We start from the raw sequence: 10,299 nt of genomic DNA on the forward strand, positions 1-10,299 counted from the left end.
GGGCGGGTCCGGAATCAGGTCGTGCCGAGCTCCCGGTCGATCAGGGCGAACATCTCGTCGGCGGTGGCCGCTGCGACCTCGGCCACCGCGGTGCCTTCGGCGGCGGGCCCCTGCGGGGCTCCGGGCGCCGCCTCGTTCCACTTCCACAGCAGGTCCTGGAGGCGCCGCGCGATCTGCTGGTGGGTGGCGCCGTCGGCGGCCAGCTCCGTCAGCGAGCTCTCCAGCCGGTCCAGGTCGGCGAGGGCCGGCCGGGCCGCCCCGTCGGCCGCCTCGGGCAGCAGTTCGCCACGGAGCCGGCCGGCGAGCGCCAACGGGGTCGGGAAGTCGAAGACCAGGGTGGCCGGCAGCCGCAGGCCGGTGGCGGTGGCGAGCCGGTTGCGCAGTTCGACGGCGGTCAGCGAGTCGAAGCCCAGCTCCCGGAAGGCCCGGTGTGCGTCGACGGCGTCCGCGCCCGCCGCGTGCCCGAGTACGGCCGCGGCCTGGGCCCGTACCAACTCCTGGAGCGCGTGGTCCTGTTCGCCGCGTGACCTGCCGGCCAGCTCGGCCCGCAGCCCGTCGGCGTCGGCGGTGGGGGCCGCGGCGGCGGGCTCGGCCGCGGCCAACAGCCGGCGCGCCTCGGGCACCTCGTCGACGAGCGGGCTCGGCCTGGCCATGGTGAACAGCGGCAGGAACCGGTCCCAGGCGACATCAGCGATGGCCACGAACGTCTCGTCGTGGTCCATGACCTGCTGGAGCGCGGTGAACGCCAGGTCCTTGTCGAGCAGCGGCAGGCCGTGCCGGCTGGAGCGGTCGTTCTTCAGCGTGCGCAGCTCCGTGTTGCGCTCGTCCCAGTCGTTGGCCGCGTCCCAGATGCCCCAGGAGACGGCGGTGCCGGGCAGGCCGCGGGCCCGGCGGGCCTCGGCGAGCGCGTCCAGGTGGGCGTTGGCCGCCGCGTACGCGCCGTGTTCGCCGCTGCCCCAGAAGCCGGCGATCGAGGAGAACAGCACGAACGCGTCGAGCGTGTCCGGGCCGAACAGGGCGTCCAGGTGGTCGGCGCCCAGCGTCTTGGCCCGGCACACCTCCGCGTACCGCTCGGCGGTGGTGTCGGCGAGCGCGCCGAGTTCGATGTGGGCCGCGGTGTGCACGACGGCACGGACCGGGGTGCCGGCCGCCGCGAGCCCGGCCACCAGCGCGGCCAGCGCGTCCCGGTCGGCGACGTCGCAGGCGGCGATGGTCACCTTCGCGCCGCGCGCCCGCAGCTCCGCTTCGAGCTCCGGGGCGCCCAGGGCGGCGCGCCCGGTGCGGCTGGTGAGCACCAGGTGCTCGGCGCCGCGGTCGGCCAGCCAGCGCGCCAGGTGCCCGCCGATGCCGCCGGTACCGCCGGTGACCAGGACCGTGCCGCGCGGCTGCCAGGCCGCGACGGGGCTGCGGTCGGCGAGCGGGGTACGGACCATGCGGCGGGCCAGGGCACCGGCGTCACGCAGGGCGAGCTGGTCCTCGGCGGCGGGGCTGGGGGCTGTGGTGGGGGTGCGGGTGGCGGTGCCCGTACCGGTGTTGCTGGTGCTGCCGGTGCCGGCGGCGAGCGCCGCGCAGAGCAGCCGCAGCGTCTTCGCTCCCAGCGTGTCGGGGGCGTCGCCCAGCAACTTGGCATCGGTGCCCGGCAGGTCGATCAGTCCGCCCCACAGCCGCGGTTGTTCAAGTGCCGCGACCCGACCGAGTCCCCAGACCTGGGCCTGGAGCGGGCTGATCGCCCGGTCGGACGCGGTGGCCGCAACGGCACCGCGGGTCAGGCACCACAGCCGGGCACCGGCCGCCGCGAGGCCACCGGTGCGCGCGTCCGCGCCGTCGGCGGGCCCGCCGTCCGGCGCCGGCGCACCGCTCGCCCCGGCCGCTGCCGCGAAGCCGCCCGCGGCGGCCGGCACGGCGTCGCCGGCCTGCCCACCGCCCAGGTCGGTCAGGGCCTGGAGCAGGCCAAGGGTGCCGATGGCGCCGGCCGACGTGCCCGGGTGCGCCGGGTGCGGCGCCTCGTCCAGGGCCCACAGCGAGAGCACGCCGGTCAGCGCGGCGCGCTCGCCCACCGCTTCGGCGATCCGGGCGGCGAGCTTGTCGCGCTGCGCGTCCGCGGTGTCCACCACCAGGCGCACCGGGTCGGCGCCGCGCTCGCCAAGGGCGTGCAGCAGTTCGGCGGCGAGCGGGCCCGCGGCGTACGCGGCGGGCACCACCAACAGCCAGGTGCCGGTGAGCGCGGCCGGCGCCTGGGCCAGTTCGGCCCGCTGCCGCCAGACGGCCCGGTAGCGCCAGGAGTCGATGACGGAGTGCTCGCGGCGCTGCCGCCGCCAGGAGGAGAGCGCGGGCAGTACGCTGCCCCACTCGTCCCGGCCTTCCGCCAACCCCAGCGTGTCGGTCAACTCGGCCAGGTCCTCGCGTTCGACGGCGGCCCAGAACCGCTCCTCCACCTCGTCCCTGCCGACCTCCGTGGCCGCGCCGGCCGCCGCGTCCTTCTCCAGCCAGTAGCGCTGCCGCTGGAAGGCGTAGGTGGGCAGTTCCACGGGGCGCGCGCCGGCCAGCAACGGGCTCCAGTCCACCCGGACGCCCGCCACCTGCGCCTCGGCCAGCGAGGCCACGAACCGGTCGGCCCCACCGTCCCCACGCCGCAGCGACCCCAGCGTGGTGACCGGCACCGCCGGGTCCGCAGTCTCCTGGATGCTCAGCGACAGCACCGGATGCGCACTGCACTCCACGAACACCCCGAACCCGTCCGCCACCAACCGCTCAACCGCCGACCCGAACCGCACCTCCTGCCGCAAGTTGGTAACCCAGTACGCGGCATCGAGCCCGGCCGTATCGATCGGCTCAGCGGTCACCGTCGAATAGAACGGCACGGCAGCGGTACGCGGCGCGACGCCGGCCAGCACGCGCAACAGTTCGTCACGGACCGACTCCACCTGCGGGGTGTGCGAGGCATAGTCCACCGGGATGCGCTTGGCGCGGATCTCCGCCGCCTCGCAGCCGGCGACGAGTTCGTCGAGGGCTGCGGGTTCGCCGGCCACCACCGTGGACGAAGCTCCGTTCACCGCGGCGACGGTGACTCGACCGTCGTACGGGGCGATCCGCTCCTCGGCCTCCGCGCGCGGCAGCCCGAGCGAGACCATGCCGCCCTTGCCCGCCAACCGCTCGCCGATCACCTTCGAACGGAGCGCCACCACCCGCGCCCCGTCCTCCAACGAAAGCCCGCCAGCAACGACCGCGGCGGCGATCTCCCCCTGCGAATGACCAACCACCGCAGCCGGCTCCACCCCGTACGAACGCCACAACGCCGCCAGCGACACCATCACCGCCCACGACAACGGCTGCACCACATCAACCCGCTCCAACGGGCCGTCCAACTCCGCGACGAAATCCCACTCCACGAACGGCGCAAGCGCCGCCCCACACCGCGCCAACTCCGCCGCGAACACCGGCTCCGCAGAACGCAGTTCACGCGCCATCCCCACCCACTGCGCACCCTGCCCCGGGAAGACGAAGACGCTCTTTCCGTGTGCGGTGGTCTGGCCCTGGATGAGGGTGGGGGCGGGCTGTTGCTCGATGAGGGCGGTGAGGGCTGCGGTGAGGGTGGTGCGGTCGGTGCCGATGGCGACGGCGCGGTGTGTGAAGTGGGCACGGTGCGCGGCCAGCGTGTGGGCCACGTCCGCGGGGGCCAGGTCCGCATCGGCCGCCAGCGCGTCACGCAGCCGTTCGGCCTGGCCGCGCAGGGCCGCCGCGCTCTTCGCCGTCAACAGCCAGGGCAGCGGCCGGGCACCGGCCGCCGGCTGGTCCCCGGCCGGGTGCGCCGCGGCCGGCTGGTCCACGGCCGGGCGCGCCGTCGCCGGCGCGTCCGACGCGGCGCCGCCGCCCTGCTCCGTACGGGCGGACGGGTCCGGGGCCAGGGCCGGGGCAGGCTCCGGGGCCTGTTCCAGGACGACGTGTGCATTGGTGCCGCTGAGGCCGAACGAGGAGACGGCCGCGCGGCGCGGGCGGTCGGTGGCCGGCCACGGGCGGTCTTCGGTGAGCAGCGCGACGGCGCCCGCCTCCCAGTCCACCTGCGGGGTGGGCTCGGCGACGTGCAGCGTCCTGGGCAGCAGCCCGTGCCGCAACGCCTGCACCATCTTGATCACTCCGGCCGCGCCGGCCGCGGCCTGTGCGTGCCCGATGTTGGACTTCACCGAACCGAGCCACAGCGGCGCATCGGCCGCGCGCCCCTGCCCGTACGTGGCGAGCAGCGCCTGTGCCTCGATCGGGTCGCCCAGCGTCGTACCGGTGCCGTGCGCCTCCACCGCGTCCACCTCGGCCGCCGATACCCCGGCGTTGGCCAGGGCCTGCCGGATGACGCGCTGTTGGGAGGGGCCGTTGGGGGCGGTGAGGCCGTTGGACGCGCCGTCCTGGTTGACGGCGGAGCCGCGGATGACGGCGAGTACGGGGTGGCCGTTGCGGCGGGCGTCCGAGAGGCGCTCCACGAGCAACATGCCGACGCCTTCGGCAAGTCCGAAGCCGTCCGCGTCGGCGGCGAAGGCCCGGCAGCGGCCGTCGGCCGAGAGCCCGCGCTGCCGGCTGAACTCGGTGAACGCCGCGGGCGTGGACATCACGGTGACACCGCCGGCCAGCGCGAGGGTGCACTCGCCGTTCCGCAGCGCCTGCCCCGCCAGGTGCAGCGCGACCAGCGACGAGGAACAGGCGGTGTCCAGGGTGACGGCGGGGCCCTCAAGGCCGAGGGTGTAGGCGATGCGGCCGGAGGCGACGCTCGCCGTGTTGCCGGTCATCCGGTAGCCCTCGGTGCCCTCGGGCGCGCCGGTGGGCGAGGTGGTGCCGTAGTCGTAGTGGGTGAGGCCGGTGAAGACGCCGGTGGGGGTGGAGCGCAGCGCGGTCGGGTCGATGCCGGCGCGCTCCAGCGCCTCCCAGGCGGTCTCCAGGAGGAGCCGCTGCTGCGGGTCCATGGCCAGCGCCTCGCGCGGCGATATCCCGAAGAACTCCGCGTCGAACTCGGCCGCCTCGTGCAGGAACCCGCCCTCGCGCACGTAGGTGCGGCCCGGCGCGTCCGGGTTCGGGTCGTACAGGCCCTCCACGTCCCAGCCGCGCCCGGCGGGCAGCGGGGTGGCGGCGTCGCGGCCGGCGGCGACCAGGTCCCACAGTTCGTCGGGCGAGCCGACGCCGCCGGGGAAGCGGCAGGCCATGCCGACGATCGCGATCGGGTCGTCGGCGTCGTCGCCCCCGGCCGGGCGGGCCGCGCCGACCGCCTGGCGGTGCTCCCTCCCGTCGCCGCCGTCGCCGGCGAGTTCGGCGGCCAGGTGGGCGGCGAGCGCGGCGGGGCTCGGATAGTCGAAGACGAGGGTGGCGGGCAGTTTGCGGCCGGTGCGGGTGATGAGCCGGTTGCGGAGTTCGACCGCGGTCAGCGAGTCGAAACCGAGCTGCCGGAAGGCGCGGCCGGCCTCGATGGCGGTCGGGGTGGCGTGCCCGAGCACGGCGGCGGCGTCGGCCCGGATCAGGTCGGTCAGCTCCCGTTCGGCGTCCGCCCTGGGCAGCGCGGCGAGCCGGGCGGCGAAGGCGTCGGGCGCCGCGGCCTCGGCGGGGGCCTGGGCGGTGGCGGCGAGCGCGGCGCGGGCCTCGGGGACGCCGTCCAGGAGGCGGCTCGGCCGCTCCGTGGTGAAGACGACGGCGAACCGGTCCCAGCGCATGTCGATGACGACGGCGTTGGTCTCCCCGGAGTCCAGGGCGCGTTGCAGGGCGGCGGTCGCGGCCTGCGGGTCCATCGCGAACACGCCGTGCCTGCGGGCCCGTTCGCCCACCTCGCCCTCGGCCATGCCGGAGCCCGCCCAGGTGCCCCAGGCGACGGCGGTGGCGGGCAGGCCCTGCGCGCGGCGCACCTCGGCCAGCGCGTCCAGATGGGCGTTGCCGGGCGCGTAGTTGCCGAGGCCCGGGGTGCCGAGGACGGCGGTGAAGGACGAGAAGAGGACGAACGCGGACAGGTCGTGGTCGCGGGTGAGCGCGTGCAGGTTCTCGGCGCCGCGCGCCTTGACCCGCAGGACGCGTTCGACGCGCTCGTCGGTGAGGCCGTCGACCATGCCGTCGTCCAGCACGGCCGCGGTGTGCACGACGGCGGTCAGCGGCTGCTCGGCTGGCACCCCGGCCAGCACCGCGGCCAACGCGTCCCGGTCGGCGATGTCGCAGGCGGTGAGGGTGACGCGGGTGCCGAGCGCGGTGAGCTCGGCCACCAGGTCGGCCGCGCCCGGGGCGTCCGGGCCGCGCCGGCTGACCAGCAGCAGGTGTTCGGCGCCGGCACGGGCCAGCCAGCGGGCCACGTGGGCGCCGAGCGCGCCGGTGCCGCCGGTGACCAGGGTGGTGCCGCGCGGCGTCCAGCCGTCCCGGTTGCGCTCCGGGGCGGACGCGGCGGCGCGCACCAGGCGGCGCGCCCGTACGCCCGCGGGCCGTACCGCGAGTTGGTCCTCGCCGTCGCTTCCGGCCAGGCAGCCGGCGAGGCCGGTCAGGGCGCGCTCGTCCACGGCCGGCGGCAGGTCGATCAGCCCGCCCCAGGTACGGGACTGCTCCAGCGCGACGACCCGGCCGAGCCCCCACACCTGGGCCTGGGCGGCGCCCCGTACCGGCTCCCGCCCGTCGGTGCTGACGGCGCCCTCGGTGGCGCACCACAGCGGTGCGGTGACCGCGGCGTCGGCCAGGGCCTGGACGAGGCGCAGGGTGGCCGCGTGGCCGCGGGTGAGGGCGGTGTGGCCCGGCAGGGTGCGGGTGTCCACGGCGGTCAGCGCGAGCACGCCGGCGAGGTCGGTGACCTCGGCGGTGGCGGCACGCAGGGCGGCGGCGAGCGCGGCCCGGTCGGTGGACGCCGGGTCCACGGTCAGCGTGACCACCCGGGCCCCCGCCCGCTCCAGGGCCCGCGCGGCACCGACGGCCCAGCCGCCGTGCGAACCGTCGGGCCAGGCGTGGGGGGCGGGGTGGTCGGCCCGCTGTGCCTCCGAGCCCGCCGCGGGCAGGACCAGCAGCCAGGTGCCGGTGAGTTGGGGGCTGCTCGGGGTGGCCACGGGCTGCCAGGTGACGCGGTAGCGCCAGGAGTCGGCGATCGCGTCGGCGCGGCGCTGGCGGCGCCAGGTCGCCAGGGCGGGGAGGACGGAGCCCAGCCCGTCGGGCCCGTCCGCGACGCCCAGGGTCGTCGCCAACTCGGCCAGGTCCTCGCGTTCGACAGCCGCCCAGAACCGCTCCTCCACCTCGTCCTCGGGGAGCGCCGCGACGACCGCAGCGGCGTCCGTGTCGGTCGCGTCGAGCCAGTAGCGCTGCCGCTGGAAGGCGTAGGTGGGCAGTTCCACGGGGCGCGCGCCGGCCAGCAACGGGCTCCAGTCCACGCGTACGCCCGCCACCTGCGCCTCGGCCAGCGAGGCCACGAACCGGCCAAGCCCACCGTCCCCACGCCGCAGCGAACCGACCGTCACCACCTGACCGGCCGTCTCCTGGATGCTCAGCGACAACACCGGATGCGCACTGCACTCCACGAACACCCCGAACCCATCCGCCACCAACCGCTCAACCGCCGACCCGAACCGCACCTCCTGCCGCAAGTTGGTAACCCAGTACGCGGCATCCAGCCCGGCCGTATCGATCGGCTCAGCGGTCACCGTCGAGTAGAACGGCACGGCAGCGGTACGCGGCGCGACGCCGGCCAGCACGGCAAGCAGTTCATCGCGCACCGACTCCACCTGAGGGGTGTGCGAGGCGTAGTCGACGGGGATGCGCTTGGCACGAATCTCCGCTGCCTCACAGCCGGAGACCAGTTCCTCCAGCGCGGCGGGTTCGCCGGCCACCACGGTGGACGAAGCTCCGTTGACCGCGGCGACGGTGACTCGACCGTCGTACGGGGCAATACGCTCCTCGGCCTCCGCACGCGGCAACCCAAGCGAAACCATCCCGCCCTTGCCCGCCAACCGCTCGCCGATCACCTTCGAACGGAGCGCCACCACCCGCGCCCCGTCCTCCAGAGACAGACCCCCAGCCACCACCGCGGCAGCGATCTCACCCTGCGAATGACCAACCACCGCAGCCGGCTCCACCCCGTACGAACGCCACAACGCCGCCAGCGACACCATCACCGCCCACGACAACGGCTGCACCACATCAACCCGCTCCAACGGGCCGTCCAACTCCGCAGCGAAATCCCACTCCACGAACGGGGCAAGCGCATCGCCGCAACGGGCCAGCTCGGCCGCGAACACCGGCTCCGCAGAACGCAGTTCACGCGCCATCCCCACCCACTGCGCACCCTGCCCCGGGAAGACGAAGACCCGGTTGCGCGCACCGTCGGTCGCCTCGCCGATGACGGTCTGGGGGGCGGGTTCGGACTGGGCGAGGGCGGTCAGGCCGGACAGCAGGGTGGCGCGGTCGGTGCCGATGACGACGGCGCGGTGGTCCAGGGCCGCCCGCGTGGTGGCGAGGGAGAGTGCCACGTCGCGCGGGTGCGCCTCGGGGCGGTCGGCGAGGAAGGCCCGCAGCCGGGCCGCCTGGGCGCGCAGCGCGGTCGGGTTCTTGCCGGACAGCAGCCAGGGCACGGGGCCGGCGGCTCCGGCAGCTTCCGCGACTCCGACAGCTCCGGCGGTCGCGGGCCGTGCTGCCGGTTGCTCCGCCGGGGCCGTGCGCTCGGCCGGCGGGAGCTCGGCAGACGGGGAGGGGCCGGACGGGGGCTGGGCCGACTGCGGCTCGGGGGCCGTGGGCTCTTCGATGATGACGTGCGCGTTGGTGCCGCTGACGCCGAACGAGGAGATGCCGGCGCGGCGCGGGTCGGTGCGGGCGGGCCAGGGGCGGGCGGTAGTGAGGAGTTCGACGGCGCCCGCCGTCCAGTCCACGTGCGGCGTCGGCGCATCCACGTGCAGCGTCCTGGGCAGCAGCCCGTGCCGCAGCGCCAGCACCATTTTGATGATGCCGCCGACGCCGGCCGCGGCCTGGGTGTGCCCGATGTGGGACTTGAGCGAGCCGAGCCAGAGCGGTTCGGCGCCGGCCGCGCGCTGCCCGTACGTGGCCAACAGGGCGTGCGCCTCGATCGGGTCGCCGAGCCGGGTGCCGGTGCCGTGCGCCTCCACCGCGTCCACGTCGCCGACGCCGAGCCTGGCATCGGCCAGCGCCTGCCGGATGACCCGCTCCTGGGAGGGGCCGTTGGGGGCGGTGAGGCCGTTGGACGCGCCGTCCTGGTTGACGGCGGAGCCCCGTACGACAGCGAGCACCTGATGCCCGTTGCGTACCGCGTCCGACAGGCGCTCCACCAGCAGCACGCCGACGCCCTCGGACCAGCCGGTGCCGTCGGCCGCCGCGGCGAAGGACTTGCAGCGGCCGTCGGGGGCGAGGCCGCGCTGTCGGCTGAACTCGACGAAGAGTTCGGGGGTCGGCATGACGGTGACGCCACCGGCCAGCGCGAGCGAACACTCGCCCTTGCGGAGCGCCTGCACCGCGAGGTGGAGCGCGACCAGCGAGGACGAACAGGCCGTGTCGACGGTGACGGCCGGGCCCTCCAGGCCGAGGGTGTAGGAGATGCGGCCGGAGATGACGCTGGCGGCCTTGCCGGTCATCCCGTAGCCCTCGATGACCTCGGGGGCGGTGCGGCCGAAGATGCCGTAGCCGGGGTGGCCCGCGCCCATGAACACGCCGCCGTCGCTGCCGGCCACCGACGTCGGGTCGATGCCGGCCCGTTCCAGGACCTCCCAGGACGTCTCCAGGAGGAGTCGCTGCTGCGGGTCCATGGCCAGCGCCTCGCGCGGCGATATCCCGAAGAACTCCGCGTCGAACTCGGCCGCCTCGTGCAGGAACCCGCCCTCGCGCACGTAGCTGGTGCCCGGCGCGGCCCGCTCCGGGTCGTACAGCGCTTCCACGTCCCAGCCGCGGTCGGTGGGGAACGGGGTGATGGCCCCGATCGCGGCGCCCGCACGGTACGCGCCGTGGGCGCCGTTCTCCTCGAACGCGCCGTGGGCACCGTGCGCGTCACTCGCGCCGTACGCACCGTCGCCGGCGCCGTCAGCGGCCCCGTGCGCACCCCCGTCGGCCTGGGGCGTGGCCCCGTTGGCCGCCGCCCCGTGGGCAGTCCCGTTCGCCGCCCCGTGCGCTCCCCCGTCGGTGAGCAGGTGCCACAGGTCCTCGGGGGAGCGGACGCCGCCCGGGTAGCGGCAGGCCATGGCGACGATCGCGATGGGCTCCTGGTCCCGCTGCTCCATCTCGGCGATGCGGCGGCGGGCGTTGCGCAGGTCGGTGGTGGCTCGCTTCAGATAGTCGCGGAGTTTGTCTTCGTTGTTCACCGGGTGT

The 10,299-nt window shown here is 75.7% G+C and carries 1 protein-coding gene; it reads right to left on the reverse strand.

What is annotated here, in order from left to right; genetic code table 11:
- Positions 1–14: 14 nt before the first annotated feature.
- Positions 15–10,292, reverse strand: coding sequence for a type I polyketide synthase (locus ACMA1D_RS20455; protein WP_414725452.1), 10,278 nt, complete (start codon positions 10,290–10,292; stop codon positions 15–17).
- Positions 10,293–10,299 lie beyond the last annotated feature (7 nt).

The organism is Streptomyces sp. 796.1, from assembly GCF_047525675.1.
Classification (GTDB): domain Bacteria; phylum Actinomycetota; class Actinomycetes; order Streptomycetales; family Streptomycetaceae; genus Streptomyces.